The organism is Aquitalea sp. USM4, from assembly GCF_004328945.1.
Taxonomy (GTDB): Bacteria; Pseudomonadota; Gammaproteobacteria; order Burkholderiales; family Chromobacteriaceae; genus Aquitalea; species Aquitalea pelogenes.
In genome coordinates, this window is record NZ_CP029539.1 from 3,684,097 (window position 1) to 3,709,398 (window position 25,302).

Sequence of the window (25,302 nt, forward strand, 5' to 3'; positions counted from 1 at the left end):
GGCTTGATGGGGGGTGTGGGCAGCCAGTGCCCTCAAGCGGGTGCTGGCCGTGCTCACTGCGGGTGCTTAGGACTTGGTGAATCCGCTCTGGATCTGCCATACCAGCGTGGCAAACGGCATGTCCATGTCGCTGTAAACTTCACCCGCGCTGGGGTCGACATTGCTGCGCAGCATTTCCACCGCTGCGGTGGCATAGTCGGTAACCGGAATACCGGCACCCAGCAGGCGTTGCAGGCCGGCAGTACGCTTGGCTTCGTTAAAGGTACCGGAGGCGTCCAGTACCACACGGCTGTCGTAGCCAGCGGCTTTGGCTGACAAGGCCGGGAAGCTGGCGCAGATTTCCAGCGATACGCCCGCCACAATGATTTGCTTGCGACCGGTTTGCTCGATGGCGGCCCGCACGTTCGGGTCATCCCAGGCGTTGATCATGGTGCGGCTGATCACTTGCACGCCGGGCAGTGCGGCGGTGAGCTCCGGCATGGTCGGGCCCCACATGCCGTCCGGCATGGTGGCAGTCACGATCACCGGCACGCCCAGGGTGCGCGCAGCCTTGGCCAGTGCCACCACATTGTGTTTGAGATCGCCCAGCGGGATGTCGCGCACACCACTGATCAGACCGACCTGATGATCGACCAGCAGTACCACTGCGTTATCGCGCGACAGCATGTTCAGGTTGGCATTTTCATGTTGTGACATGGAGTTCCCCTCGCTTTAGAAGAGATGCTGATGATGCGTACGCTGCGGCCAGTGCCTGACTGCAGACAGGCGCTGGCCGGACTCACAGCAGCTGCTTACTTCTTGGTGAAGCCGCTTTGCATCTGCCATACCAGGGTGGCAAACGGCATATCCAGGTCGCCGTAGACATCGTGTGCCTTGGGGTCGGTATTGCTGCGCAGCATTTCTACTGCCGCACTGGCATAGTCGGTGACCGGAATACCGGCACCCAGCAGGCGTTGCAGGCCGGCAGTACGTTTGGCTTCATTGAAGGTGCCAGAGGCATCCAGCACGACACGGGTGTCGTAGCCAGCGGCTTTGGCCGACAGGGCCGGGAAGCTGGCGCAGATTTCCAGCGATACACCCGCCACGATGATTTGCTTGCGACCGGTTTTTTCGATAGCGGCACGTACGTTCGGGTCATCCCAGGCATTGATCATGGTGCGGCTGATCACTTTTACACCGGGCAGTGCGGCGGTGAGCTCCGGCATGGTCGGGCCCCACATGCCGTCCGGCATGGTGGCAGTTACAATCACTGGCACGCCCAGGGTGCGCGCAGCCTTGGCCAGCGCAACCACGTTATGTTTCAGATCGCCAACCGTGGTGTCGCGCACGCCGCTGATCAGGCCTACCTGATGATCAACCAGTAGCAGTACGGCGTTGTCACGCGACAGCATGGTGAGATTGGCGTTTTGCTGGGTGGCGGCGACGGTTGTCGCGGCAGCTGCCGGCAGGGAAATGCTGGCGGCAGACAGGGTGGCAAGGCCAAACAGGGTGGCGTTCAGGATGTGACGAAGTTTCATGGCGAAGTCCTTGTATGTAAGTGAGTGCGCATGCAGGTTCCGTGCTTATCAGGAGGCCTGACCGGGTAGTGCTGTCCTAAAGGCCTGGATGCGTGGAGATAGTATGGGCAGTGAAACAGGACAAAAAAATAAGAAAAGTCTTGTTTATCGTTCTATCAATGGAACATTAGGATGATGAAAACGGGAGGGGTAATGACTGCACTGCCACTGGATCTGAACGATCTGTTTCTGTTTTCTCAAGTAGTGCAACGCCAGGGCTTCAGTGCTGCGGCACGCGCGCTGGGTCTGCCAAAATCCAGGCTGTCACGGCGTGTCAGTCTGCTGGAAGAGCACCTGGGGACACGCTTGCTGCAGCGAGGGCCAAGGGCAGTGAGCCTGACTGATGCCGGTCAGGCACTGTATGCTCATTGTCTGGCCATGCTGGCTGAGGCCCGCGCCGGTGAAGAGGCAGTCAGGCAACGCCAGCACGAACCAAGCGGCACGGTACGGCTGAGTGTGCCGGTAGCGATTGCCGATGCGGTGCTGTCGCGCCTGTTGCCGCAGTTCATGCAGCATTACCCCAAGGTGCGCCTGGCCGTACAGGCCTGTAATCGCCAGGTGGACTTGCTGGAAGAGGGGGTGGATGTGGTGGTGCGCGGTATCAATCATGCCTTGTTACCCTCCAGCCTGATCCAGGTTCCGCTGTGCACTGCACGCTGGGGCCTGCTGGCTGCACCATCCCTGGCATTAGGTACTGTTCTGCAGCCGCAACAGTTGACGGGGTGCAATGCCTTGCTGTTTGCGCCGCAAGGAGATGGCAGTGATGTCTTGCGTTTACGTGGACATTCTGAAATGAGTTGCGATATACAGATGAACGCCCTGCTGCGTAGCGACCATATTCCCACCCTGAAACAGGCGGCACTTGCTGGTATCGGTATTGCCGACCTGCCTTTGTATGCCTGCGCCCAAGAGCTGGCCAGCGGACAGTTGCAGCATGTGCTGCCTGACTGGCATCCGCGGGATGGCCGGCTGGTGATGCTCTACCCCAGTCGGCGCGGCCTGTCACCCGCGGTGCGAGTGCTGATTGACTTCGTGAAGCGTGAATTGCCTGCACTGCTGGAGTACCGCGCGGATGAGTCTGTGATTAAAAATTAGAAATACTTATTGTGTATAAAAATTATTAGTTTAACTTTTTATCGCTGTGGCATTAGTCTGTGGGCATTGTCAATCACGCAGGTCTGGCCGTCAGGCGGGCAGACTTCCATGTAACGGGAAATCCATGTTCAACTTGAGTGTTTATCTGGCCGCGCTGGGCCTTTCCGGTAGTCAGATCGTGGGAATCGGTCCGCAGAATGCCTTCATCATCAGGCAGGGAATTGGGCGCAGCCATATTCTGCCCATCGTGCTGATCTGCATTGTGGCGGATGTCATCCTCATCAGCTGTGGTGTATTGGGCATGGGCAAGATCATTGGTGCCATCCCCGGTTTTGTACAGACCGTTGCCTGGCTGGGTGCCGGTTTCTTGCTGTGGTTGGGTTTCAAGTCATTCCGGGCGGCGCTGCATCCCGGTGCGCTGAAACTGGATGGCTCGGTGGAGCGGGACAGGAAAAAGGCGATTCGCACCATTTTGCTGGTGACCTTGCTGAACCCCTATGTATGGCTGGATACGGTCATCCTGATCGGCAGCGTGGCCTCGGTATACGGCAGTCAGTCTGCGCCGTCTTTTATTCTGGGCAGCATCACTGCCTCGGTCAGCTGGTTTGTCGGTATCGGTTTTTTTGCCAGCAAACTGGCGCCGCTGTTTCAGCAGGAGCGTAGCTGGCGCATTCTGGACTGCGCCATTGGCCTGATCATGCTGTTTACCAGTAGCCTGCTGGTCTGGAATTACGGCTTTACACACTAGGCTACCATTGCAGAATGCAAAAAAGCCGGACGCTGTCCGGCTTTTTCATTAGGTGCGATAGATGCGATCTGGCTTATTCCGCGGCAGCGTCCAGTTCCAGTCCCTTGATCAGGTCGTCGCGGGTCAGCAGGAAGACAAAGCCATCGCCGCTGGCGGTTTCCATCCACATGAAGGGCAGGTTGGGGAAGCATTCTTCCAGCATGTCACGGTTATGGCCGATTTCCACCAGCAGTACACCATGCTCGGTCAGCAGGTCCGGCGCGCGGCGCAGGATTTCACGGGTGGCGTCCAGGCCGTCTTCGCCCGAACCCAGGGCAATTTCCGGCTCATGCAGGTATTCCTGCGGCAACGCATCCACCGATTCGGCATCCACATACGGCGGGTTGGCGATGATCAGGTCATAGGGCTCTTCCAGCCCTTCGCACAGATCGCTGTGAATCAGCTGGATCTGGTCTTCCAGACCGTAGTTCTGGACATTGATGGCGGCCACTTCCAGCGCATCCAGCGAAATGTCCACGGCGTCGATTTCAGCATCCGGGTAATGGTGTGCCAGCTGGATGGCCAGGCAGCCAGAGCCGGTGCACAAGTCCAGCGCACGATGTACCAGTTCGGGATGTTCAATCCACGGCTGCAGCGGTTCACCCAGCAGTTCGTAGATGAAAGAGCGCGGCACCAGCACGCGTTCGTCCACATAGAAGCTGAATTCACCCTGCCAGGCTTCGTGGGTGAGATAGGCCACCGGTACTTTTTCTTCGGCACGACGTTCAATCAGGTCTACCACGTCCTTGACTTCGGTCGGCAGCAAGCGGGCATCCAGATAGGGTTCCAGCCGGTCGATCGGCAGCTTGAGCGTGGTGAGGATGAGGTAGGCGGCTTCGTCGTGGGCATTGTCGGTGCCGTGGCCATAGGTGAGGCCGGCCTGGTTGAAACGCGACACCGCAAAACGCAGCAGATCGCGTACGGTGCTAAAGCTGCTGGCAGCCTGTGCGTACATGCTTGTCCTTTCTGGACAGGGTAGGGTTTCGCCCTGTCGATAATGACAAGGGACATGGCTTTGCATGTCCCTTGTGGTCTGGTTTGGTCGCCATTATAGCCAAGCGACCAGTGCTGCACTATATCGGTGAATATCCGTGTGGGCTTGATTGCGGTGGCGGGTAGTATTGCGCCACCGTCATGCAATCAGTTCCGTTCAGAACGGTAGTGCGGCGTCGGTGGCGGCAGACAGCACACGGCGGAAGTCGGCCTTGATGCGTTCCAGCGCTTCGGCATTGTCCGCTTCAAAACGCAGCACGATTACCGGTGTGGTGTTGGAGGCGCGCGCCAGGCCAAAACCGTCTGCGTACTCTACGCGCAGGCCATCCAGCGTATTCACTTCGTCAGCCCCTTCAAACTTGGCCGATGCCTGCAGTTTGGCAATCAGCGCGTGGTTCTCGCCTTCGGCCTTCATCTTGAGATTGAGTTCCGGGGTGGAGATGGCGTTGGGCAGCGCATTGAGCACGGCGCTGGGGTCTTCCACGCGGGACAGTACTTCCAGCAGACGCACGCCGGCGTACATGCCGTCATCAAAGCCGTACCAGCGTTCCTTGAAGAATACATGGCCGCTCATTTCACCGGCCAGCAGGGCGCCGGTTTCCTTGATCTTGGCCTTGATGAAGCTGTGACCGGTACGAGCCATCACCGGCTCGCCGCCGTTTTCCAGAATCCACGGCTTGAGCAGACGGGTGGATTTAACGTCGTAGATGATCTTGGCCTTGGGGTTGCGTTCCAGCACGTCGGCGGCAAACAGCATCAGCTGACGGTCCGGCCAGATGATGTTGCCATCCTTGGTCACTACGCCCAGGCGGTCGCCGTCACCGTCAAAGGCCAGGCCCAGTTCGGAGTCGGTCTTGGCCAGCGCTTCAATCACATCCTGCAGGTTTTCCGGCTTGGCCGGGTCCGGATGGTGGTTGGGGAAGGTGCCATCCACTTCGCAGAACAGCTCGCGTACGCGGCAGCCCAGGCGGCGGAACAGCACCGGAGCAAAGGCACCGGCCACACCATTGCCGCAGTCCACCACGATATTCATATTGCGTTCCAGCTTGATATCGCTGGTGATGCGATCCAGGTAGGCGTCCACGATATCATGGGTGCGGTAGCCGCCTTCACCATGACTCAGGTCCTTGTCCTTGATGCGCTGGTAAAGACGCTGGATGTCGTCGCCAGCCAGGGTGTCCCCGGCCAGCATCATCTTGAAGCCGTTGTAATCCGGCGGGTTGTGGCTGCCGGTTACCATCACGCCGGACAGGGTGCCCAGTTCGTACGCGGCAAAGTACAGCATCGGCGTGGCCACGCGGCCCACATCAATCACATCCACACCAGCAGCGCGAATGCCGCTGGCCAGTGCATCGCTCAGCTCCGGGCCGGACAGGCGGCCGTCGCGACCGATCACAATGGCTTTCACCTTGCGGACTTGCGCTTCGGAGCCAATGGCGTGGCCAATCTGCTGTGCCACTTCAACAGTCAGGGTTTTGCCGACGATGCCACGGATATCGTAGGCCTTGAAAATATCTTTGGACGGTGTGCTCATGATGTTAGGCAAAATCTCGTAATCAAAAATCAGTAAAACCGGCCATCAGGGAAGGATGGCCGCGAAAAGGAAAGCATAAGACTCAAGCTGCAAGGGACTGACTGAGCGCAATCAACTGGTCCAGCTTTTGCCGTGCTTTGCCTGTGCTCAGAACCTGGCGGGCCAGGGCAATGCCTTCGCTCAGGCTGGCACAGACATCGGCAGTGTAAATGGCCGCACCGGCATTGAGTACGACAATGTCGTAGGCCGGGCCGGGCTGATTATCCAGCACCGACAGTAAAATGTCGCGCGATTGTGCGGCAGTACTGGCCTGGATTTCCTTGAGTTCGAAGAATTCAAAGCCCAGCTCGCGCGGGTCCAGCGTGTATTCTTCAATGCGGCCGTCTTTCAACTCGGCCACCAGCGTGCAGGCGCTGAGGGTGATTTCATCCAGCCCGTCCAGCCCATGCACAATCATCACGTGCTTGCTGCCCAGTTGCTTGAGCACGCGTGACTGAATGCCGACCAGGTCGGGGTGAAACACGCCCATTACCTGATGATCCGCCCCTGCCGGGTTGGTCAGCGGGCCGAGGATGTTGAAGATGGTGCGCGCACCCAGTTCCTTGCGGATGGGAGCCACGTGCTTCATTGCACTGTGGTGATTGGGGGCGAACATGAAACCGACACCGATTTCATCAATGCAACGCGCAACCTGTTCTGGCGTCAGGTTCAGGTTGACGCCCAGCAGCTCCAGCACATCGGCACTGCCAGAGCTTGATGACACCGAACGGCCTCCATGCTTGGCTACGCGTGCACCAGCGGCCGCAGCCACAAATGCAGCGGTGGTGGAAATATTGAAAGTATGGCTTTTGTCACCACCGGTGCCGCAGGTGTCAATCAGGTGATCAAGCCGGGAAACCGGCACCGGTGTGGCAAATTCACGCATTACCGTGGCGGCAGCGGCAATTTCCGACACGCTTTCCACTTTGGTACGCAGGCCGATCAGAATGGCTGCGGTTTGGGCCGGGGTCAGCTCGCCGCGCATGATCTGACGCATCAGATCCAGCATTTCATCAAAAAACAGTTCGTTGCCGTCAATCAGCCGGTTCAGCGCGGCCTGGGGGGTAAGCATGCAGATATCCTTAGATTCACAGTGGCCGGTGTGCGAGGCAGGCCGGCACAGGAAAGAACCTCGCTGCAACAGCGAGGTGTCCATATTGCTCAGGCAAATTCCTTGAGGAAGTTATCCAGCATCTGATGACCGTGCTCGGTCAGGATGGATTCCGGGTGAAACTGTACACCCTCAATCGGCATGGTTTTGTGACGCACGCCCATGATTTCGCCATCTTCGGTCCAGGCGGTAATCTCCAGACAGTCCGGCAAGGACTCGCGCTCGATTACCAGCGAGTGATAGCGGGTGCAGTTAACCGGATTGGGCAGGCCACGGAACATGCCGATATCGTGATGATGCACCGGAGACACCTTGCCATGCATCAGTTGCTTGGCATGGATGATCTTGCCGCCAAAAGCCTGGCCAATGCCCTGATGGCCAAGGCAGACACCCATGATGGGCAGCTTGCCGGCAAAGTGCTGGATGGCTGCGACAGAAATACCCGCTTCGTTCGGCGTGCAGGGACCAGGCGAGACAACCAGATATTGCGGTGCCAGCGCTTCGATCTCTTCAATGGTGATTTCATCGTTGCGATAAACGCGGACATCCTGCTTGAGCTCGCTGAAATACTGCACCAGGTTGTAAGTAAAAGAGTCGTAGTTGTCGATCATCAGCAGCATAATTAATCTAAACCTTTGATTTGTATGGGCATGCCGTGGTGACCTTTTGAATTTTATCCGGTTGCTTGCCCGGGATATAAAATGTTGGGTCTTTTGAGCAGCAATAAAGCCCGTCAAGAATGACCAATACTATACCGGAAGAGGCGCAGCTACACAGCACGGACAAACCCGTCAGCCTCAGGTCGGTCGTGTCATGGAAACAGATCTGCTACATCTCCGGACGGCGCCAGTTCGTAGCTTTGTTCGATCTTATCTGGCAGCAGCTCGCAGCGCTGTACGGGGAATGTGGCGGAACAGTGGGCCTGGTGCAGGCCGGGCGGCGGGAATGAGGAGGCGCAGCTTGGGCGGCGCCCCGTTATTGGGGCTCATCTAGATACACGTTCTTGCTAGGCTGAACCAGCCTGCCTCCCGGCCAGGAATCGCGACGCATAGCGGGCCGGAATATCCGACTGGGCGAACAGCTCAAACAGCTCAACGTCAAGGTGTCCTCCGCGTGCCATATGGCGCATGATGTCCAGCGATTCATCTACGCTTTTCCCCTGTTTATACGGGCGGTCGGTTGCAGTCAGTGCTTCAAATACGTCGGCGATGGCCATCATGCGCGCCGGGATGCTCATGGCCGCGGCCGGGACGGCTCTGGGGTAGCCCTTGCCATCAATGCGCTCGTGGTGACCGCCGGCTATTTCCGGCACAGCCTTCAAGTGCCGGGGGAAGGGCATGGCTTCCAGCATTTTGATGGTCAGTACGATGTGCTCGTTGATCTTGTAACGTTCTTCGTCGGTCAATGTACCCCGCTGGATGGCTAGATTCTTGACTTCGCCACGGTCGTAGAGCAGTTCTGGCACTTGCATCCGGAATCCCCACGGGTTGTCATCGACAAAGGATTGTCCTTGCGGACGTGCAATTCGATGCTCGGGTTTGTCGCTGAGCAGATATTCCTGGGTGGGCAATGATTCGCTATCCCTGTCGCAACGGCGGTGCATTTCATCGTGTGACAGGCCGAGCCGGTCGTCGATGGTTCGTGTCCAGGTTCTGGCTGCAATCTGCCGGATGCGTGCGATTGCATCCTCTGACATATATTCACTACCCAGATTGCACTCGGCGACAAAGGCAAAATCCTCATCCAGGGCTTTCAATTCGTCGGCGAGTTGTGCGGCTTCAATGGCCGGCAGTCCTTGCGGGTAAGCCGCTTTCCAGTGAGCCAGTTCCGCCTCGCGTTTGCATACCTCGAAGCGCGTCCGGATTTCGTGAATCCGGTCGTACAGCGTCTCCAGTTTGGTTGCCTTGTCGACAACATATTCGGGGGTGACCACCTTGCCGCAGTCGTGCAGCCATGCCGCGATGTGCACTGCTTCGCGCATCTCGTCGTCAACTTCAAAACTGGCGACGCAGGGTGCATTGCTGTTGGCGGCCAGTTCCACCAACCATTCGGTCAGGACGGGAACGCGGTGGCAGTGGCCGCCCGTATGCGGGCTTTTGGCATCCACCGCTTCTGCCAGCAGCTGGATGAAGGATTCAAACAGTCGCTTTTGCTGAACAACCAATTCCCGTGATTCCAGCGTCAAGGCGGCAAAGCCGGAAAGCGCTTCGACAAAACTGCGGTGATGTTCGCTGAATGCTTGCTGGCGTTCAATGATGAGCAGTCCCAATAGTTGGCCCCGCCGGCCGGACAAGGGCAGCATCAGTGCATAGCGGCCATCCATCGGCTCATCCGGACAAAAGTGGGCAGCGCCATTTTCCTCAAGCTGCCTCTGGTACTTTGCCAGCCAATCATTTCCGTTGCGATCACCGCGCTGTGCACGCAAAGTCCAGTTTGTGCCGTCCTGAATGTAGAGCCAGGCAAACTCTCCTTGTGCTGCTTCGCTTGTTTCTTCGACGACCATGGGCAGCAATTTGTCGAGGTCCGCCTCCCGCGATACCTTTTCCAGCAAGTGCAAAAAATTTGCGCTACTTGTCCGGGCGCGCTCAAGCCCGGTTTCCAGTTGGGCAATTTCGGCAATACGGGTTTTGGATTGAGCAAACTGCCGGAAATCAAAATTGACCAGCGCGTTGGCCCGGTCTGCCAGTGTCTGGAATACGAATGCAATCCGGTCTGAATTGCGTTGTGCAAGCAGCAGGGTAAGAAGCGTGATCAGCAAGGTGAGGGCCAGCAAAAAATTACGCAGCTTCTGGGCCTTCGCCAGCAGGCGGTCACGTGGAACGGCAACGTGGAGGAATATGTCATCATATTTCTGCAGCTTGACATTTGCCGTGCCCATCCACCAGGACTGACCGTACGGATCGACCATCCATTTCAGGTCTTTGCCATCAGCAATGCCACCTTTTTCGACCAGGCCCTTGAAGAAATCGTTGGCGCTGCTTTCTTTGAGGTTGGCGGAAATGATGGCACCGGTTTGTTCGAACAGCCCAATATAGCCGGCATAGGCCGTTGCCATTCTGGCCAGCTCTTCTTGCAGGGAGTCGAGGCTGATATCCATTGCGATAACCCAGCCATCGTGCATGTCGTTGGCAAGCGTGATGCCGACTTTCCCTGAGGAATAAAACTTGTAGGTTTCGGTACGAAATACCCCATTGTTTTGACGACTGGCCTGGTACCACGGTCTGCTGCGCGGGTCATAGTCCTCAGTGCCCGGCATGCGTTTGCGCCCCAGTATGCGGAGCTTGTCATCCAGATAAACCCAGTCCTGCGCTTCGCCCCGGCTGTTGCCAACCCTTTGCAGCTGGACAAGCCAGCGCGCCTCGGGACTTGCCTTGAATTTGGTGTGGTCCCACTCATCCCGGAGTGCTCGCAGCAATAGAAGCTGTCCTTGCGGTCCGCCGACATAAACACTGTTGAGCATGGGTTGATCGCGCAATATCGAAGTTTGCGCGGAAAGGCGGTCCATCCAGTCTTTTTCCTGGCCCGTTTTCAGGTCGGGAACGTTGGAAAGCAGTTTCAGCAACGTGGTAGCCGGGAGCAGCAAATGATTCATGGCTGCGCCGGACTCGTTGGTGATCAACCTTAACGTCGCTTCTGCCTCGTCCTCCGCGACCTTGCTCATCAAGGCATAGCCACCCAGAGTAAATGCCAGGCCAATGAGGAGGACAAGTCCGCCCATCTGGTACTGAAAGTATCGGCGGATCTTGATCATGGCATATCCTTTGGAGACGGTCTGGCCGACAGCAGCCACCCATCCAGGCGGCAATCTCCTATCATCATATGCCAATTGATTTGACTGCGCATGTGCCAAGTCTGCTGTCCCGCCGTGGATGCATATTCATATCCGCAAAGGCGGTAATCGGGCCGAGGCCTGCCTGTCACAGGCAGGCCATTAACCCGACGACGCGGCACGGTGATGAATGGCGGGGTGCTTGGCGAGAGGGATGCCGAGGCGGGCATCAAATTTGGCTTTGTGATTTTTGTTTCTGATGGCGCTTGAACATTCCGTGCGCTGGCTTGCCCGCTCAGCTGGCAAAACGACGCCGGTATTCTGCCGGGGTGCAATGCAGTTCGCGCTGAAACAGGCGGCGAAAACTGGCGATATCGGCATAGCCCACCCGGCTGACAATTTCATCCAGCGGCAGGGTGCTGGTTTCCAGCAGATGACGAGCTGCTTGCAAGCGCAGCTGCTGCAGGTAGCGCAGCGGTGGTTGGCCCAGTACCTGCTGGAATCGTCGCATTATCGTGCGCTCGCTGGCGCCGACGCTGGCTGCCAGTGCCTCCAGCCGGTATGGCTGATCAAGCTGGCGCTGAAGCCAGTTCTGACAGCGCAGAACCAGCTCGTCGTCGTGTCCGGCAAAACTCCGCATGGTGATATAAGGTGCCTGACTGACACGGTTGAGGTCGGTCAGCATCAGGCGCGAGCATGACATGGCCAGTTCAGCACCTCCTTCATGCCGGATCAGGCGCAAGGCCAGGTCGATATAAGAGGTGGTGGCGCCGCCGCACCAGATGCCGTCAGACTCGCTGCAGGTGGCGTAATCCTGGAGCAGAACCTTGGGGTAGCGCTGACGAAACCAGTGATGCAGCCACCAGCTGACAGTCGCCTGCCGGCCATCCAGCAAGCCGTGCTCGGCAAGCAGGGGTACGCCTGTGCAGAACGACATGACACGGCGGCCTGCTGCATGCTGGCGTGTTGCCAATGCGCCTGCGGTCTGTTCTGCCATCAGCCGGGTTTCAAAATCGCTCAGGCGTCGATAGCTGATTGGCGGCAGTACCAGCGTATCGGCAGCGTCGGTCAATTCCGGCCCTCCATCCGGTGTCAGCACAATACCGGACGCCGTGGTGACGGCTTGGCCGTCCAGGCTGAACAAGCGCCAGTCGAATGGTTTGGACCTGCCTTTGTAGGCTGCAATCTGGTTGGCGAAATGCAGCAAATCGACCAAGCCGGTCATGCTACCGGCATAACAGCCTTCCAGCAGCAGTACGCGAAGTTGATGCATGTTTTGGCGGTATTGACATTGATGTTGTCGATATTGCCACTGCAAAACGCAAGATGCCACTGCTAGACTGCCGGTCAATGTTTGTTCCAGTCATCACATCCAGGGAAATCAGCATGCATATTGATGATGTTTGCCACAGCATCACCCCCGTCATCGGCCAGCCTGGCCTGTTTCAAGCCGAGGTGGATGATGGCTGGGCGCAGGGGCGAACCTTGTTTGGCGGTATACAGGCCTTGCTGGCGGTGCGCGCCATGCGGGCGGCCATGCCGGATCTCCCGCCCTTGTGGTCGCTGCACACCACCTTTGTTGCCCCGGCGGCTGCAGGCCAGCTTGGCCTGCGGGTGGAACTGCTGCGCCAGGGGCGTGCTGCCGTGCAGGTGGCGGCACGCTTGATGGCGGGTGAGCAGGTGGCAGCCATGTTTGTTGCGGTCTTTGGCGCTTCCAGGGATTCCGCCTTGTCGTTCAAGCCGGAGGTCAAACCGTTGGCCACCGACAGCAGCGCCGGGCCGGAGTTGCCGTTCATCGCAGGCATGTCACCCGAATTTACCCGTCACTATGCCTACCGCTGGGTGGAAGGTGGCCTGCCTTTCAGCGGCCATTACGCGACGACAAACCGTATCCTGCTGCGACAGCGTGACCCGGGGCTGATGGGCGAGGAGCAGATTGTCGCCATGGCCGATGCCATTCCGCCAGTGGCACTGTCGTTGGTGCAGGGGCATGCCCCGGCCAGCACCATCAGCTGGGAGCTGGAGTTCGTGCACCACGGCGAACCGATTGGCAATGAAGGCTGGTGGCGCATGGATGCCAGCCTGGTGGCCGCGCGTGATGGCTATGCCAATCAGGATGCACATCTGTACGGGCCGGATGGCGAGCTCATCGCACTGTCACGTCAGGTGGTTGCAGTATTTGCCTGAGCGCGGTGCGGGCTGGGTTTGTTCCTTGTGGATTACACCTTATCCCAGCCAGGCGCTTACCCCGCCGTGGCGGGAGCAGGTGCCGCGATGGTGCTGGCTGAAACTGTAACTGCCATCCCGGCATTTGGCGGTCGCCCCCAGCGGTACCTTGCCAGACTGGCTGTGAGCGGGGCGGTGTACCATGTTGCCGTCTCTATTGGTATAGCTGCCATGCTCGATCAGCTGGACTTCATCCGGCTGATTGCCGGCAGGCGACGGTGCTTTGGCGTAAAGAGTTGGGCAGGCGAGGGCGGCGAGCAACAGCAGAATGGCGCGGTTCATGATGGTATTTTCAGGGCGATGGCCAATCATGACATGCAAGTATTATCATGTGCCAATTTTGCACATCCCCCTCGTCAGCAAGCAGAGCACAGCCAAGGCACACCATGTTGATCTCCATGCGCCTGCATCATGATGCTCCGCCACTGTCTGCATTTTTCATTGGCCATGGGTCGGTGGGATGTGCCGCAAAACCTCCCCCGGCGCTGTGATTGCCAGCGTCTTGTTCATGAAGAGTGGAGCCTGAGCATGGCATTGTGCAAAGAATCACATGGCTGGCTGCATGCGCGTTTTGATATCTTGCTGCGGCTATGGGCGGCTGTCGCAGTTTGCGCGGCCGTTTCGCATTTGCTGATGCCGGGCTGGACGGCGGCGGGTACCACCTGGGCGATGTCCGAACACTGGCAGCGGGAAATTGCCTATTTCGACTTGTTTATCGCTTTTGTCTTTGGCTGGTCTGCCCGGCAATCAGATATCCGTATCAAGCATGCAGCCACCTTATTGCTGTGTGTCTTGTCGTTGCTGCTGGGGGAAAATCATCTGGAGGGCTGGCTGACCGAGGCCAGACCTTTTCATGTGTTGTTTACCCTGGGGAATGGGCTGGCCGTGTTGTGGGGGCTGCTGGCCTGCTTCAGCGTGCGCAAAGTCCTGCGTCAGGCATGACCTGCATCAGTGCATGTATTTGCGCATGGCCTGCTCATAGAAACCATCCTGCTTCATTTCGTTGATGGCCTTGGCCAGTCTGGTTGCTGTGGCCGGTGAAAAAGCGGGGCCGGAAGCCAGCCAGCTTTGGCTGCTGTACACCACGGCACCTTCCGTTGGCAGCTTGCCGTGCTGTGCCTGGTAGGTCTGGTTAAACGTGATGGATGCCCCCAGAAAGCTGCCAACCCGCCCTGCGTTAAGCATCTTGGCCATTTCTGGAAGTTGGCCTTCTGCAAGCGATGCTGCGCTGACGCCTTGCTGTATCAGCCAGCTACGCACGCTTGAACCTGCCCGTATACCAATCAGCCCCCGGCTGATGGCTTGTTGCAGACTATTGCATGGCTCAGCACCGTTGCGGGTAAAAAAACGGAAATCCGTGGTGTTGGTCACCACAATCCAGTTGAACAAAGGTTCGCGTTCCGGCGTGCGGGCGAAATAAATGATCAGGGCGGTGGGGCTGGCCAGTACTTCGCGCATGGCCCGGACCCAGGGGCGGATTTTGACGTTCGGTACAAAACCGGCACGACGGATGGCCTCGCTGCCGATTTCTATCATCAGGCCGGGGTTGGCATCGTCCGGCAGGTTGCAGATATTGGGCAGGTAGTCACATTCCAGGTCCAGCGTCGGTTTGCCAGGCTCGGCCCATGCGCAGGCTGCACCAAGCAGCAGGCAGGTGCATAACAATGTTGAGGGCAAGGACATGGACATATGCTCCTTGGCGAAAATAGAAATATGTACTGCCTTATTTATATAGCCCGAAATGATCGTGATGTGCAGGCGCAATCATGCATTTTCGGACGTCTGACTACTTGAGCACCGGCAAGTTCATGACATGGTCAGTTCGTCAAGGGCAAGCACTTGTTGTTGAAACACCAGTTGCATGCGGGTAGTGGTGACAACAATCAAATGATGCAGAGCGTCATCCGGACGACAGCTTGTGCTGAATCAGTGATGAGTAGTGCAATCATGTTGTGCACTTGCAGCAAGGTGATGCTGACCGGACAAAATGTCCACTCGGCCGAGAGTGTAATGAATTTGATTTTGATCAATGGTGGCTGTTCTAGTGAATTGGCTAATTCATTTCCATATTATTATCCGCCACAAGAATTAGACCAATGTAATAACAGGCAGCAAAGTGCTGCATCTCACTCCCAGCCCACTATCCAGTTTTTATCATGTCCGAATCCCGCCACCTTTTACCTTCTTCCCTCAGTATTGCCGCCAAGCTCAATCTGGTGCTTTGCTTGTTGCTGATTATTGTTCTTGGCATTGCCGGAACCTGGCTGACGCATTGGCAAGGTTTACGCATGGAAAGCCAGATGCAGCAGGAAATGCAGCAGGCCAACCGGCAAGTCATCGACATGATGGATGCTTATGCAGCACAACTGGAGCGCTCTGCTGCGCTGGCAGAGGTGGCCTTGCGCAACGTGCTTGCCGGCCCGGTGGTCGTGGGTGGCGAGCGGGTGGAAAGTGCCGGCAAACAGCTGCCCCAGCTGCGGATTGGCGAGCACATCATCAACAACGCAAACAATGAGTTGGACCGCTTCACCCGCATGAGCGGTTCTCTGGCAACGGTGTTTGTCAAAGATGGCAGCGAGTGGGTGCGTATTGCCACTTCGGTGAAGAAGGAAGATGGCAGTCGTGCTGTTGGCACACCACTCAGTCACGATTCGCCAGCCTATGCCAGCCTGAATGCCGGTCAGTCTTATACCGGCCCGGCCCAGTTGTTCGGTCGGGATTTCATGACCTTGTACACCCCGCTGACCAACGAAGCCGGTCAGGTCGTAGCGGCGCTGTTTGTGGGTGAAGAGTTCACTGCAAGCCTGGCTGCACTACGGCAGAAAATCATGTCGGTGCGTTTTGGCGAATCCGGTTACATCTATGCCTTTGACAGCCGCCGCGAACCGGGCCGCATGATGATTCACCCGCATTCGCAGGGCAAGAATCTGCTCGACTTCAAGGACAAGGACGGTATCGCCATCAACCGGGTGATGCTGGAGCAAAAGCAAGGCATCCTGCATTACCACTGGGCCAAGCCGGGTAGTGATGAAGCCGCCCGCCCCAAGATCGCCGTGTTTGACACCTTTCAGCGCTGGGGCTGGATTGTGGCCGCCAGCAGTTATGAGGATGAATTTGCCACGCAATTGAATGCCATGCGTATCCGCCTGGCACTGGGCACTGTCATCATCATTGCGCTGTTGTCGGGTGCTACCTACTGGGCCAGCAAGCGCTGGGTAGCCCGCCCGCTGGCTGGTGCAGTCGAGGTTATCCGCAAGGTGGCGGATGGTGACCTGACCGTGCATTTTGAAGTGACAAGCCATGACGAAGTAGGCGATTTGTTGCACGCTGCCGACGAGATGAGCAGTCATCTGCGCAGCATGATCGGTGAGGTGGAAAGCAGCCTGATTGCACTGTCGGTGCAGGCCCAGCAACTGGTCAGCATTGCAGAGGATGTCTCGGCTGCTTCTGGCGAACAGAATTCATCCGCCAGCACCATGGCAGCCTGCGTGGAAGAAATGAGCAGCAGCATCAACCAGGTGGCGCGGCATGCCGAACTGGCCCGTGAAATGGCAGTGGATGCCAATGAAAAGTCGCATAGCGGCGCGCATGTTGTCGGACAAGCCACCCACACCATGAGCGAGATTGCCACGGCAGTGCAGCAGGCCGGCCAAACTGTAAAACAACTGGATGGCTTGTCCGAACGCATTGCCGAAGTGGTGACCGTAATCCGTGACATTGCCGACCAAACCAATCTGCTGGCCCTTAACGCAGCCATCGAGGCGGCGCGGGCCGGTGAAGCTGGGCGCGGCTTTGCCGTGGTGGCGGATGAAGTGCGCAAACTGGCAGAGCGCACCACGCAATCGACTTTGCAGATCAGCGATACGGTCAGCAAGATCCAGACCGGTGCGCGCATGGCGGTTGAGCACATGGAGCAGGGCGTGGCACAGGTAGAGCAAGGCGTCAGCAGTGCCGCCAGTGCCAGCGACAGCCTGCAGGCCATTCAGGAAGGTGCACGGCAGGTGGGCAGTGCTGTCAGCGGCATTTCCGAAGCGCTGAGCGAGCAGGATGCCGCCAGCCGTGATATCGCACTTAATGTGGAAAAGATTGCCCAGCAGGCTGATGGTAATCATGCCAAGGCGCGCGCTGCAGCCCAGTCTGCCAGTGCGCTGGCAGGTCTGGCTGGCACGCTGCGTACCAGCATCAGCCGCTTCAAGCTTTAAATTCGGTCCATCTTCCACCCATCTATAGTCGACTGAGGTATCCTGCACGCTGTAATCAATTCATGACAGTGTGCAGCCTCCTATACTGCAAAAGCTGCCAGCTTCCCAGTCGACACCATGACCCCATTTGATTCCATCCTGCAAGGCTTGCTGCATGAAGCCGTGCCATTATTGCGCGGCTTGTGCAGCAATGCGCTGATCGGCGTGTATGTCATTCAGGATGACCGTTTTGTCTTCGTGAACGAGCGCCTCGCCAGCCTGTTCGGCTATTCGGCTCAGGAATTATGCGCTGGCATGGGGCCGCAACACCTCACGGCAGAGGGTGACAGGCCCTTGGTGCGCGAGCAGCTGACCCGCCGCCTGAGCGGTCAGGTGCAAAGCAGTCATTACAGCTTTCGTGGCGTGCGCAAGGATGGCGAGGGGCTGGATGTCGAGGTGTTCGGTGTCAGTACCCGCTTTGCTGGTCGGCCTGCCATCATCGGCATGCTGATGGATGTGACCGAGCGTAACGACGCCGAACGTGCAGTGAAAGACCAGTTGCAGTTCATCACCCGACTGGTGGATACCATTCCGAACCCGGTTTTCTACAAGGATGAAGTGGGGCGTTACATCGGTTGTAACCTCGCATTCGAGCAATTCATCGGCACCCCGCGCGAGCAATTGATTGGCTATTCGGTATTCGACCTGTCGCCACCAGACCTTGCCGCGCGCTATCACGCAGCGGACCAAAGCCTGTTCAACAGTCGTGGTACGCAGGTGTACGAGGCGCAGGTGCAATATGCTGACGGCAGCCGGCACGACGTGGTGTTCTACAAAGCCACGTTTGACAAGGCCGATGGCAGCCTGGGCGGGCTGGTTGGCCTGATACTGGATATCAGCGAGCGCAAACAGATGGAGCAGGCCATCTGGCGCGAGGCCAATTACGATGCGCTCACCGGCCTGCCCAATTTGCGCCTGCTGCGCGACCGTCTGTCTGAAGAGCTGGAGCGGGCGCGTCGCCAGGGCAGTACGCTGGCCTTGCTGTTCATCGATCTGGACCGGTTCAAGGAAGTGAATGACACGCTGGGTCACCACGTGGGTGACCAGTTGCTGATTCAGGCCGCAGAGCGCATTCAGGCTGTGGTGCGCAGTAGCGACACCGTATCGCGCCAGGGGGGGGACGAATTCGTGGTCATTCTCTCGGACATCAATAATGCGCAGGCGGCCGGCATGGTGGCCAGCAAAATCATCCGCTTGCTGCATATGCCATTCCTGCTGGGCAGCAACGAAGTCTATGTGTCTGCCAGCATCGGCATTGCGCTCTATCCCGACGATAGCCAGCAACAGGAAACGCTGGTCAGCTATGCCGACCAGGCGATGTATGCCGCCAAGGCCAGCGGACGCAATTGTTTCAGTTACTTCACCCCGTCCTTGCAAGAGGAAGCGCTGCGGCGTCAGGCCATTGGCAAGCAGTTGCGTCGTGCATTGGCGGAAAACCATTTCGAAGCCTGGTTCCAGCCCATCATTGCCTTGCAGGACGGCTTGCCTGTAAAGGCTGAAGCGCTGCTACGCTGGCATCACCCCACGGATGGCATCCGTCTGCCTGGTGAGTTCATTGCCGTGGCAGAAGAAATCGGCATGATCGGCGATATCGGCAACCTGGTGTTCCAGCAAACCATGGACTTGCTGCAGCAATGGCCGAGCGGGCAGGTCAGCGTCAACATCTCGCCACGACAACTGATCAGTGGGGACTGTGGCCTGTGGCCGCAGGAGCTGGCGGCGCGCAGCTTGCCCGCCTCCTGTATTTCGGTGGAAATCACCGAAAGCCTGCTGCTGGATGAGCGGCCGATTGTGGTGAATACCTTGCTTGGCTTTCATCAGGCGGGAATGGAAGTCAGCATCGACGACTTTGGCACCGGCTACTCCGCCATGTCCTATCTGAAGAAATTCAATATCGACTATCTGAAGATAGATCGCAGCTTCATTCAGGGCTTGGCCAATGACAATACCGACCGCGCCATTACCGAGGCAGTGATTGCCATGGGCCACAAGCTGGGAATGAAGATCATCGCCGAAGGGGTGGAAACCCCGGAACAACTGGAACTGCTGCGACAGGCCGGTTGTGACTATGCGCAGGGCTATCTGTTTGCCCGGCCCATGCCGCCGGCAGCTTTCATCGACTACATCCGCCAGCATCAGTCCGCATAGAATTCAATCGGCAGTTCGTCCGGCCCCTGGCAGAAGAAAAACTGCCGGTCGGTGATTTCATCCAGCCGGATATCCTCACATGGCACACCTTGTTGAATCAGCGTCTGGCGCACCTGGACGAGATTGCTTGCGCGCAAGGCCAGATGGCGCAAGCCGCAAGCCTCCGGCCGACTGACGCGCGCCGGCGGTGCCGGAAAGCTGAATAGCTCCAGTTGGCAACCATCCGGCAAGGCCAGATTCAATTTCCATGAGCTGCGTTCCGCCCGCCAGACTTCGCTGACAATCGGCAAACCAAGAATGCGGTGGTAGAAGTCACGGGCTTGCGGGTAATCAGCCGTGATGATGGCTACATGATGAATCCCGGCTGCCAAAGCGTTGTGTGCGTGCATGGTGATAGAAAATTTATATCAATACCGAAATGGTAATCAATTGGACGAAACAACCGCGGCAAAAGAAAATAGCCAGCACTGACTGACACTCAGTACCCGCGGAAACCGGTCTGATCAGGACTGGTTTCAATCGCCGGCAACAGCCGTGTTGCTGGCGAACCTCCCGCTTTCGGCGGTTTCGGGCCTTGACGCCGCCGAATGCTCTTGGGGCTGGTGCCACTTGGTGGTGCCAGCCTTTTTTTATTGCTTATTGCTCGATTGTTGCTTTCAGCCAGCTGCTACGCTGCTGCCAGATGACCGGTGCCTGCCACAGCAAGTGCATGGTAGCCAGAATGTTCAGCACGGCCGTGCCCAGCAGCAAATACGCAATATTGCCGAATTTTTGCAGCACCACCACGCTGGCCAGTGCCGCTGCCACCATGTAAAAGCCGTTGATGATGTTGTTTGCTGCGATGGCTTGCGAACGGAAGCTGTCAGGGCTGGAGATTTGCAGCCAGGTATACAGCGGTACGGTAAAGAAGCCGCCAAAAAAGCCCAGCAGCGCTACATCCAGCATGTGGCGCCAGCTGCCCAGTTGCGTGAGGAAAGTGCCCAGCGGCATCAGGCTGCCTTGGTAGCGCTGCATGGCTCCAAAGGCTAGGTCGGCACCAAATACCGTCATGCCTGCGCTGCCCAGCAATACCAGCCCCAGTTGCAAACGGCCATGCGACAGTTTGGCGCAAATCACCGAACCCAGACCGATGCCGATGGAGAACAGCGCCAGCATGACGGTATAGACCTGTGCATCCCCACCCAGGTGCAGGCGGGTAAAGGTGGGCAGTTGGGTGGTGTAGACGGCACCCATCAGCCAGAACCAGGAAATGCCGAGGATGGCACTGCGCACGTCTGCAATGCGCCAGGCCTGGCCTACCAGCCGTACCGAATCGCCAATGAAGTTGAAGGACAGCTGCAGATCCGGCGCGCCGGGCGGTGCTGCTGGCATGCGGCGGCTGAACAGCCAGCCACACACTGCAGTAAGCAATAGCAGGGAGACAATCAGCAGCGGGCCGCCTTCGGTCATCAGGCTGCCGATGATCTGGCCGATCAGGATGGCCAGAAAAGTACCCATTTCAATCATGCCATTGCCGCCTACCAGCTCGTGCTCTTTCAGGTATTGCGGCAGGACGGAATATTTCAGCGGGCCGAAGAAGGCGGAATGGCAGCCCATCAGGAATAGCGCAGCCATCAGCGGGCCTGCTGCGTGCAAAAAGAAACCGACACCGGCCAGCAGCATGATGGCGATTTCCGCCAGCTTCACACCGCGGGCAATCACTGCCTTGTCATAGCGTTCGGATAATTTGCCAGCGGTGGCGGAAAACAGGAAGAACGGCAGGATGAACACGCCGGCCGCCATATTGACCAGCAATTCCGGTGACATGCCACTCAAGGTGAGGCCGTGGTAGCTGATCAGCACCACAATGGCTGTTTTCAGCAGATTGTCATTGAAAGCGCCCAGGAACTGGGTGCCGAACAGGGGAAGAAAACGGCGCGAGCCAAAGAAACTGAAGTCTGTTTTCACGGTGGGTCAGCACGGGTAGGGGGAAAGGCATGCTAGCCTATTCACCCCGTGCTGTCAGCCATGCCCGCGTCAAGCTGGCTGTGTTTAGTGCTCGTCCGGTGTGCCGGTCTTGCTGGCAGGGGTTTTGTCAGTGGGGGCGCGATCGTCATCCATCAAGATACGATGTGCCGGGCCTTCCATATCATCGAACTGGCCGGAACGGGTGGCCCACCAGAACACCACGGCAATGACAAACGCCAGCACGATGCTAAGCGGGATGAGCAGGTAAAGACTTTCCATCAGGATTTCCGTTTGACGAGTCGCAGGGCGTTGCTCACCACGATGAGCGAACTGGCAGCCATGCCAAGGCTGGCCAGCCACGGGGTCAGGTGACCACTCATGGCCAGCGGCAGGGCCAGCAGATTATACCCGGCTGCCCACCACAGGTTCTGCCTGATTACACCCAGGGTCTTGCGGGACAGGGCCAGTGCTTGCGGAATGAGGGCCAGCTGGTCGCCCATCAGTACCATGTCACCACTGGCGCGGGCCACATCGGTGCCGCCACCCATGGCCAGCGATACATCAGCCCGCGCCAGCACCGGCGCATCGTTGATGCCGTCGCCCACCATCAGCACGCGCTTGCCTGCCTGTTGCAGCTGGCCGACAAAGGCGAGCTTGTCTTCCGGCATGGCGCGGGCATGCCAGTCGGCAATGTTCAGTTTGCCCGCCAGGTATTGCACGGCGTTGGCACCGTCGCCGCTGAGCAGGTGTACACAAATGCCGCGCTGTTGCAGCAGGGCCACCATGTTGGCGGCGTCGCTTCTCACCGTATCGCCAATGGCAAACACCGCTTGCGCGCCAGCCTGGCTGGCCAGTACCACCAGGGTGCAGTCGGCTTGCCAGTCGGCTGGAAGTGTCAACGGACTGGCCAGCCACTGGTTGATGAACTCGACCGAACCCAGTCGCCATGTCGTGCCATCAACCACGCCTTCCACCCCCTTGCCGGGAATGTTGTCCAGCCGGCTTGTGGCCGGGCAGGGCAGTGTGCTGGCGGCCTGACGCAGTGCTTGCGCCAGCGGGTGTTCCGATGCCTGTTCCAGCGCGGCGGCAATGGCCAGTGCCTGTTCCGCAGGCAGTGTGCCCAGTTGCATTTGCTCGCGCATGCGCATGTCGCCATGCGTCAGCGTACCGGTTTTGTCGAATACCACATCAGTAACCCGCGCCAGGGTTTCCAGTGCGTGGCCGCGGGTGGTCAGCAAGCCCAGTGCGGCCAGATGGCCGGTGGCGGCGGTCAGTGCCGCCGGAGTGGCTAGCGACAGGGCGCAAGGGCAGGACACCACCAGTACCGCCACCATGATCCACAAGGCGCGTGCCGGTTCGATGAAGTGCCAGGCAATATAGCTGCCAGCAGCTGCCAGCAGCAGCAGGGCGACAAACCAGCTGGCAAAGCGGTCGGCCGCCACGGCAAGGCGTGGTTTTTCGGCCAGCGCCTGATCCAGTAGACGCACAATGCCGGCCAGCCGGGTTTGCTGGCCAGTCTGGCTGATCTGCACATACAAGGGGCTGCTGGTATTGACGCTGCCGGCAATCACGCTGTCGCCAACCCGTTTGGCAATCGGCTTGCTCTCGCCGCTGATCAGGGATTCATTGGCGGAACTGTTGCCATCCAGCACCACTCCGTCACCGGGAATGGTTTCACCCGGCTTCACCAGAATCACATCACCAGCATTGAGCATGGCGACGGTGGCCTCCTCGGTATCACGGCTGGACGGCCAGTTGGCTGCGCGATGGGCAAATGCCGGAATCAGTTTGACCAGGCTTTCGGTCGCCTCGCCCGCCTTGCGCCGGGCAATCCCTTCCAGATAACGCCCGCCCAACAGCAGGAAGACGAACATCGACACCGAATCGAAATACACACCGTGCGGAATCTTGTTGATCAGCGCCCACAGGCTGGCAAAGAAAGAAGTGAAAATGCCGATGGTGACCGGCGTGTCCATGCCAACGCGGCCTGATTTCAGGTCGCGCCAGGTGTTCTGATAAAACGGCACTGCCGAATAGAGCATGACCGGCAGGGTCAGGATCAGGCTGGCCCAGTGCAGCAGCCAGAGGAAGTCCGGGTCGATGTCGCCATCCGGTGCCAGGTAAACCGGCACTGCATACATCATGACCTGCATCATGGACAGCCCGGCTGCCCACAGGCGGCTGATGGCCTGCTTGCGCTGCTTTTGCGCCAGCGCCTCTTGCCGCTCGGCATCGTAAGGATGGGCGCGGTAACCGATGGCCGAAATGGCTTCCAGAATCTGTGACAGTCTGATGCGGGTGTTGTCCCAGCAAACCCGTGCCCGGTGGCTGGTATAGTTGATGTCCACCGACAGTACGCCTGGCAACTGGCGGATGTGCTGCTCATTCAGCCAGACACAGGCGGCACAGGTAATGCCTTCCAGAATCAGCGCGGCCTCGCGGCTGTTTTCGTCGCGCTGGTGCACAAAGCTTTTTTGCAACTCTTCCGAGTCATACAGTCTGATCTGCTGCAAAATATCTGCCGGCAAGGCCTCGGCCTGCCGTGCGCCTTGCGTGCGGTGGGCGTAGTAATCGGACAGGCCGGAGTCGATGATGGTCTGGGCGACGGCCTGGCAACCTGCGCAGCAGGTGGCTTCGGTCTTTTCCCGGTAACGCACCGGGAAGTCGACAGCGTCGGGGACGGGCAGGCCGCAATGGAAGCAGTGATCAGTCATGGCGCGCCATTGTAAACAATACTCGAATGCATTGCTTGATCTGGCTCAGTTTCATGCAGTGCAGATTTTGCCTGAGTACAGGCGGCAAAAGGAAAGGCAAGCAAGATGATGCAGGCAGTTTTGCAAGATGCACCGGGCGGTGTGGAAACACTTTATATCGGCGCAGCCCCGCGTCCGCAGCGACAGGCAGGCCAATTGCTGGTGCAGGTGATGGCGGCCGGCATCAACCGGGCTGATATTGTGCAGCGAGAAGGCCATTATCCGCCGCCGCCCGGTGCCAGCGCCATTCTGGGGCTGGAAATTGCCGGTGTCGTGGTGGAGGCGGACGACAACAGCCGCCATCAGCCCGGCGATGCCGTGTTTGGCCTGGTGGCAGGCGGTGCCTATGCCGAATATGCGCTGCTGGATGAAGTGCTGGCCATTGCCAAGCCGGATGAAATGTCCTGGGTGGAAGCCGCCAGCCTGCCGGAGGCATGGATGACGGCATGGCTGAATCTGGTGCAGGTGGGGCAGGTCAAGGCCGGGGATCATGTGCTGATCCATGCCGGAGCCAGTGGTGTGGGGGCTTGTGCCATCCAGCTGGCCCGCTTGCTGGGCGCGCACCCGTTCGCCAGTGCCGGCAGCGCAGACAAACTGCAATTCTGCCGCGAGATGGGGGCGGAGCAAGTCTTCAATTACAAGGAGGCCCCCGCCTTTGCACGTTTGGTAAAGGACTGGGGTGGTGTGGACATGATTCTGGATCCGGTAGGCGCTGCTTATCTGGCTGAAAACCTCGCCAGCCTGAAGCAGGATGGACGACTGGTGAATATCGGCATCATGGGTGGTGGCAAGGCCGAACTCAATCTGGGCCTGGTGCTGATGAAGCGCCTGTCAGTGATTGGCTCCACCCTGCGTTCCCAGCCGCTGGCAAAAAAGGCCCCGCTGGCGCAGGCACTAGCCGACACCATTCTGCCGGCCATCACGGCGGGCAAGCTGAAAACCACGGTGGATAGCTGCTACCCCTGGCAGCAAGTGGCAGAGGCGCATGCCCATATGGAAGCCAATGCCAATCTGGGCAAAGTGGTGCTGACCTTCTTTCCTGTCATGACGGCGTAATCTGCAACACGTACTGTGTGCGCCGTGGGAGGTGTTTCACCTCTGAC

General features: G+C 58.3%; 21 protein-coding genes. 7 read left to right on the forward strand and 14 right to left on the reverse strand.

Annotation, left to right across the window (positions count from 1 at the left end; genetic code table 11):
• Positions 1 to 66 precede the first annotated feature (66 nt).
• Entirely contained in the window at positions 67 to 696 is a 630-nt protein-coding gene (locus DKK66_RS16990; protein ID WP_131359982.1) for an isochorismatase family protein, read from the reverse strand.
• A gap of 95 nt (positions 697 to 791) precedes the next feature.
• Positions 792 to 1,517 (reverse strand): isochorismatase family protein, encoded by a 726-nt coding sequence (locus tag DKK66_RS16995; protein ID WP_062786757.1) that lies wholly within the window; start codon positions 1,515 to 1,517, stop codon positions 792 to 794.
• Between the two features lie 192 nt (positions 1,518 to 1,709).
• On the opposite strand from DKK66_RS16995, the gene DKK66_RS17000 reads away from it, so the two are divergent.
• Complete coding sequence (locus tag DKK66_RS17000) at positions 1,710 to 2,651, forward strand: LysR substrate-binding domain-containing protein (RefSeq protein WP_131359984.1); 942 nt, start codon at positions 1,710 to 1,712, stop codon at positions 2,649 to 2,651.
• A 124-nt stretch (positions 2,652 to 2,775) separates the two neighbouring features.
• Positions 2,776 to 3,399 carry a LysE/ArgO family amino acid transporter gene (locus tag DKK66_RS17005; RefSeq protein ID WP_045846986.1) on the forward strand — a complete coding sequence of 208 codons (624 nt, stop codon included), beginning with the start codon at positions 2,776 to 2,778 and terminating at the stop codon, positions 3,397 to 3,399.
• Between the two features lie 73 nt (positions 3,400 to 3,472).
• Here the strand turns inward: DKK66_RS17005 and prmB are convergent, their stop codons facing one another.
• The 6 genes from prmB to DKK66_RS17035 form a co-directional block, all read right to left on the reverse strand.
• Positions 3,473 to 4,393, reverse strand: coding sequence for a 50S ribosomal protein L3 N(5)-glutamine methyltransferase (gene prmB / locus DKK66_RS17010; protein WP_045846985.1), 921 nt, complete (start codon positions 4,391 to 4,393; stop codon positions 3,473 to 3,475).
• A 195-nt stretch (positions 4,394 to 4,588) separates the two neighbouring features.
• Positions 4,589 to 5,965: a phosphomannomutase/phosphoglucomutase gene (locus tag DKK66_RS17015; protein WP_131359987.1), complete on the reverse strand. Its 1,377-nt coding sequence runs from the start codon at positions 5,963 to 5,965 to the stop codon at positions 4,589 to 4,591.
• Positions 5,966 to 6,047: 82 nt separating this feature from the next.
• Positions 6,048 to 7,076: an anthranilate phosphoribosyltransferase gene (gene trpD, locus DKK66_RS17020; RefSeq protein ID WP_131359989.1), complete on the reverse strand. Its 1,029-nt coding sequence runs from the start codon at positions 7,074 to 7,076 to the stop codon at positions 6,048 to 6,050.
• Between the two features lie 89 nt (positions 7,077 to 7,165).
• Positions 7,166 to 7,735 (reverse strand): aminodeoxychorismate/anthranilate synthase component II, encoded by a 570-nt coding sequence (locus tag DKK66_RS17025; RefSeq protein WP_131359991.1) that lies wholly within the window; start codon positions 7,733 to 7,735, stop codon positions 7,166 to 7,168.
• Positions 7,736 to 8,121: 386 nt separating this feature from the next.
• A complete protein-coding gene (locus DKK66_RS17030) occupies positions 8,122 to 10,866 on the reverse strand; it encodes an HD domain-containing phosphohydrolase (RefSeq protein ID WP_131359993.1) in 2,745 nt (914 codons plus the stop codon).
• Positions 10,867 to 11,179: 313 nt separating this feature from the next.
• Positions 11,180 to 12,157 carry a GlxA family transcriptional regulator gene (locus tag DKK66_RS17035; protein WP_131359995.1) on the reverse strand — a complete coding sequence of 326 codons (978 nt, stop codon included), beginning with the start codon at positions 12,155 to 12,157 and terminating at the stop codon, positions 11,180 to 11,182.
• A gap of 113 nt (positions 12,158 to 12,270) precedes the next feature.
• Here DKK66_RS17035 and DKK66_RS17040 point away from each other — a divergent pair, with 113 nt between their 5' ends.
• The gene (locus DKK66_RS17040; protein ID WP_165494213.1) at positions 12,271 to 13,071 is read left to right on the forward strand and encodes an acyl-CoA thioesterase II; all 801 of its coding nucleotides are present in this window, start codon (positions 12,271 to 12,273) and stop codon (positions 13,069 to 13,071) included.
• A 39-nt stretch (positions 13,072 to 13,110) separates the two neighbouring features.
• Here the strand turns inward: DKK66_RS17040 and DKK66_RS17045 are convergent, their stop codons facing one another.
• On the reverse strand, positions 13,111 to 13,392 hold the full coding sequence (locus DKK66_RS17045) for a DUF3761 domain-containing protein (protein WP_131359999.1): 282 nt from the start codon (positions 13,390 to 13,392) through the stop codon (positions 13,111 to 13,113).
• A gap of 129 nt (positions 13,393 to 13,521) precedes the next feature.
• Here DKK66_RS17045 and DKK66_RS17050 point away from each other — a divergent pair, with 129 nt between their 5' ends.
• Positions 13,522 to 14,052, forward strand: coding sequence for a hypothetical protein (locus DKK66_RS17050; RefSeq protein ID WP_131360001.1), 531 nt, complete (start codon positions 13,522 to 13,524; stop codon positions 14,050 to 14,052).
• 6 nt (positions 14,053 to 14,058) lie between these two features.
• Here the strand turns inward: DKK66_RS17050 and DKK66_RS17055 are convergent, their stop codons facing one another.
• Positions 14,059 to 14,793: an ABC transporter substrate-binding protein gene (locus DKK66_RS17055; RefSeq protein WP_165494214.1), complete on the reverse strand. Its 735-nt coding sequence runs from the start codon at positions 14,791 to 14,793 to the stop codon at positions 14,059 to 14,061.
• A gap of 473 nt (positions 14,794 to 15,266) precedes the next feature.
• Here DKK66_RS17055 and DKK66_RS17060 point away from each other — a divergent pair, with 473 nt between their 5' ends.
• Together DKK66_RS17060 and DKK66_RS17065 are read left to right on the forward strand one after the other, a co-directional pair.
• Positions 15,267 to 17,312 carry a methyl-accepting chemotaxis protein gene (locus DKK66_RS17060; RefSeq protein ID WP_131360005.1) on the forward strand — a complete coding sequence of 682 codons (2,046 nt, stop codon included), beginning with the start codon at positions 15,267 to 15,269 and terminating at the stop codon, positions 17,310 to 17,312.
• 117 nt (positions 17,313 to 17,429) lie between these two features.
• The gene (locus DKK66_RS17065) at positions 17,430 to 19,499 is read left to right on the forward strand and encodes a bifunctional diguanylate cyclase/phosphodiesterase (RefSeq protein WP_131360007.1); all 2,070 of its coding nucleotides are present in this window, start codon (positions 17,430 to 17,432) and stop codon (positions 19,497 to 19,499) included.
• On the opposite strand, the gene DKK66_RS17070 is transcribed toward DKK66_RS17065, so the two are convergent.
• From DKK66_RS17070 to DKK66_RS17085, 4 genes are all read right to left on the reverse strand, one after another.
• Positions 19,487 to 19,888 (reverse strand): VOC family protein, encoded by a 402-nt coding sequence (locus DKK66_RS17070; protein WP_045846976.1) that lies wholly within the window; start codon positions 19,886 to 19,888, stop codon positions 19,487 to 19,489. The two genes, DKK66_RS17065 and DKK66_RS17070, sit on opposite strands and share 13 nt — an antisense overlap.
• A gap of 247 nt (positions 19,889 to 20,135) precedes the next feature.
• Positions 20,136 to 21,446: an MFS transporter gene (locus tag DKK66_RS17075; protein ID WP_131360009.1), complete on the reverse strand. Its 1,311-nt coding sequence runs from the start codon at positions 21,444 to 21,446 to the stop codon at positions 20,136 to 20,138.
• Between the two features lie 84 nt (positions 21,447 to 21,530).
• Complete coding sequence (gene ccoS, locus DKK66_RS17080) at positions 21,531 to 21,725, reverse strand: cbb3-type cytochrome oxidase assembly protein CcoS (protein ID WP_045846974.1); 195 nt, start codon at positions 21,723 to 21,725, stop codon at positions 21,531 to 21,533.
• Positions 21,725 to 24,160 (reverse strand): heavy metal translocating P-type ATPase, encoded by a 2,436-nt coding sequence (locus tag DKK66_RS17085; protein WP_131360011.1) that lies wholly within the window; start codon positions 24,158 to 24,160, stop codon positions 21,725 to 21,727. The genes ccoS and DKK66_RS17085 overlap by 1 nt, the downstream gene beginning before the upstream one ends.
• 105 nt (positions 24,161 to 24,265) lie before the next feature.
• Between DKK66_RS17085 and DKK66_RS17090 the strand changes: the two genes are divergently transcribed.
• Positions 24,266 to 25,255, forward strand: a complete 990-nt coding sequence (locus tag DKK66_RS17090) for an NAD(P)H-quinone oxidoreductase (protein ID WP_242673512.1) — start codon at positions 24,266 to 24,268, stop codon at positions 25,253 to 25,255.
• The last annotated feature ends 47 nt before the right edge of the window (positions 25,256 to 25,302 follow it).

Bases quoted from the DNA above. Each gene is read 5' to 3' on its own strand.
- DKK66_RS16990 (WP_131359982.1), bottom strand. From the start codon at position 696: ATGTCACAACATGAAAATGCCAACCTGAACATGCTGTCGCGCGATAAC.
- DKK66_RS16995 (WP_062786757.1), bottom strand. From the start codon at position 1,517: ATGAAACTTCGTCACATCCTGAACGCCACCCTGTTTGGCCTTGCCACC.
- DKK66_RS17000 (WP_131359984.1), top strand. From the start codon at position 1,710: ATGACTGCACTGCCACTGGATCTGAACGATCTGTTTCTGTTTTCTCAA.
- DKK66_RS17005 (WP_045846986.1), top strand. From the start codon at position 2,776: ATGTTCAACTTGAGTGTTTATCTGGCCGCGCTGGGCCTTTCCGGTAGT.
- prmB (WP_045846985.1), bottom strand. From the start codon at position 4,393: ATGTACGCACAGGCTGCCAGCAGCTTTAGCACCGTACGCGATCTGCTG.
- DKK66_RS17015 (WP_131359987.1), bottom strand. From the start codon at position 5,965: ATGAGCACACCGTCCAAAGATATTTTCAAGGCCTACGATATCCGTGGC.
- trpD (WP_131359989.1), bottom strand. From the start codon at position 7,076: ATGCTTACCCCCCAGGCCGCGCTGAACCGGCTGATTGACGGCAACGAA.
- DKK66_RS17025 (WP_131359991.1), bottom strand. From the start codon at position 7,735: ATGCTGCTGATGATCGACAACTACGACTCTTTTACTTACAACCTGGTG.
- DKK66_RS17030 (WP_131359993.1), bottom strand. From the start codon at position 10,866: ATGATCAAGATCCGCCGATACTTTCAGTACCAGATGGGCGGACTTGTC.
- DKK66_RS17035 (WP_131359995.1), bottom strand. From the start codon at position 12,157: ATGCATCAACTTCGCGTACTGCTGCTGGAAGGCTGTTATGCCGGTAGC.
- DKK66_RS17040 (WP_165494213.1), top strand. From the start codon at position 12,271: ATGCATATTGATGATGTTTGCCACAGCATCACCCCCGTCATCGGCCAG.
- DKK66_RS17045 (WP_131359999.1), bottom strand. From the start codon at position 13,392: ATGAACCGCGCCATTCTGCTGTTGCTCGCCGCCCTCGCCTGCCCAACT.
- DKK66_RS17050 (WP_131360001.1), top strand. From the start codon at position 13,522: ATGATGCTCCGCCACTGTCTGCATTTTTCATTGGCCATGGGTCGGTGG.
- DKK66_RS17055 (WP_165494214.1), bottom strand. From the start codon at position 14,793: ATGTCCTTGCCCTCAACATTGTTATGCACCTGCCTGCTGCTTGGTGCA.
- DKK66_RS17060 (WP_131360005.1), top strand. From the start codon at position 15,267: ATGTCCGAATCCCGCCACCTTTTACCTTCTTCCCTCAGTATTGCCGCC.
- DKK66_RS17065 (WP_131360007.1), top strand. From the start codon at position 17,430: ATGACCCCATTTGATTCCATCCTGCAAGGCTTGCTGCATGAAGCCGTG.
- DKK66_RS17070 (WP_045846976.1), bottom strand. From the start codon at position 19,888: ATGCACGCACACAACGCTTTGGCAGCCGGGATTCATCATGTAGCCATC.
- ccoS (WP_045846974.1), bottom strand. From the start codon at position 21,725: ATGGAAAGTCTTTACCTGCTCATCCCGCTTAGCATCGTGCTGGCGTTT.
- DKK66_RS17085 (WP_131360011.1), bottom strand. From the start codon at position 24,160: ATGACTGATCACTGCTTCCATTGCGGCCTGCCCGTCCCCGACGCTGTC.
- DKK66_RS17090 (WP_242673512.1), top strand. From the start codon at position 24,266: ATGATGCAGGCAGTTTTGCAAGATGCACCGGGCGGTGTGGAAACACTT.